This window comes from Thermomonas sp., assembly GCF_025993755.1.
Lineage (GTDB): Bacteria > Pseudomonadota > Gammaproteobacteria > Xanthomonadales > Xanthomonadaceae > Thermomonas.
The window spans coordinates 1-1,746 of sequence record NZ_JAMQHN010000098.1; the positions used below are offsets into that span (position 1 = coordinate 1).

The 1,746-nt window shown below is 64.3% G+C and carries 3 protein-coding genes; all 3 read left to right on the plus strand.

Translation table 11 applies throughout. The features are described from left to right. A partial coding sequence (locus Q0X16_RS06765; RefSeq protein WP_297832367.1) for an FAD binding domain-containing protein occupies nt 1-624 on the plus strand: 624 nt, incomplete at its 5' end. Nucleotides 625-633: 9 nt separating this feature from the next. Then, nucleotides 634-1,032, plus strand: a complete 399-nt coding sequence (locus Q0X16_RS06770) for a DUF433 domain-containing protein (protein ID WP_297832369.1) — start codon at nt 634-636, stop codon at nt 1,030-1,032. A gap of 79 nt (nt 1,033-1,111) precedes the next feature. Continuing rightward, nucleotides 1,112-1,746 (plus strand): 2Fe-2S iron-sulfur cluster-binding protein (locus Q0X16_RS06775; protein WP_297832372.1); only part of this gene is annotated, 635 nt, incomplete at its 3' end.

Here is a 1,746-nt window from a genome sequence, read left to right on the forward strand (position 1 = left end):
CAGTTGGAGAGCCGCGCCCTGCGCGGCATCGACGGCGTGATAGACCTGCGCGACCTGGGGCTGCACACGATTCGCCAGGAGGATGGCCGGCTTTGTCTGGGCGCAACCGCCACGCTGACGGCGGTGATCGCACATCCATTGGGCGGCAGCCTCGCAAGCGGCCTGTTGCGCCGCGCCGCCCAGGGCGAAGGGCCGGTCAACCTGCGCAACGCCGCCACCGTGGGCGGGGTTGTCGCCGCCGCCGAGCCGGACAGCGAATTTTACGCCGCGCTCCTGGCGCTGGATGCCCAGGTCGTGGTGCATGACGGGACGCGCCCGACGGCGATCCCCCTCGACGAGTTCACGCCGCGGCCTGGGCTGATCACGGAGGTGCGGCTGCCGCTGGTGCATTGGCATGGCGGCGCGGCACGGCTGGCACGTACCCCGTCCGACCGGCCCATCGTCGCCGCCTATGCGGTCGTCGATGCCGAGGTCGAGCGCGTGGCGCTGTGCGGCGTGGCCGCGCGGCCCATCCTGGCCGGGATGGCGCTGGAGCCGCCCGACGACTTCAAGGGCAGCGCCCACTACCGCCGCGCCATGGTCGAGGTCATCATGGAGCGTGCACTAGACGAGGCGAGAGGATAGGAGAGAGCAATGACAAATCCAACCAAAACCACTTATGAACACATCGTCTTAGACGAAAAGCAGCGGCCTGTCATTGAAGGCACGCGCATGAAGGTTTCTCACCTCGTATCCGAGCATCTATCTTGGGGCTGGAGTCCAGAAGAACTGCACTTCCAGCATCCACACTTAACCTTGGGACAGATTTATTCGGCCTTGGCCTACTACTGGGATCACCAAGAACAGATCGATCAACAGATCGCGGCAGATTTGGCTGAGGTGGATCGGTTGCGTAGCGAGATGGCCGAAACCTCAGTCCTGGCAAAACTGATGGTACCCACTTATGGAAAGATTCAGACCTGCTTGATCGAGCTACGCAGTTGGAGCGCGTCCTCGTTACACACGATAAAGACCTGCTGGCCGAAGGAATGAAGCGCCAGCAAACGGGCGTACCGTTTGCTGGTATAGTCTATGCAAGCTTCATCGAATTTCTTCCCTGGTAATATTGCCTATGCAAATCTCGCTAACCGTTAACGGTACGCATCACACGCTCGATACCCACCCCGGCGAACTGCTGCGCACGGCGCTGCGCCGCCTGCGCTATTTCAGCGTCAAACACGGTGACGAGACCGGCGAGAGCGGGGCCGATGCCGTGCTGCTCACCCACACGCCCGACCAGCCTACGTCCTACCGGCTGGTCAACAGCGGCGTGATGCTGGCGGCACAGGCCGGCGGCGCAGCCATCCTCACCGTGGAAGGGCTGAGCGGCCCGCGCGACGACGACCTGCACCCACTACAGCGTGAGTTTGTGGCCTGCGGCGCGATCCAGTGCGGCTACTGCACGCCCGCGCAACTGCTTGCCGCCAAACGGCTGCTGGACACTAACCCCAATCCCAGCGAAGCCGAAGTGCGTGAGGCCATCGCCGGAGTGCTCTGCCGCTGCACCGGCTATCTCAAACCGGTGCAGGCCGTGCTGCGCGCCGCGGCCTGGCTGCGCGGCGACGAGCCGCCCACTTTCGATCTGGCGGTGCTGGATGCGCTCGACGGCGGCGAATGGCCTACCGGCGACGGCGGGAGCGATGAGGATCGTGACGGCATCGATCCGTTGGACGGCCCGGTCTCTGGCGGAACTGATATCCAGACACG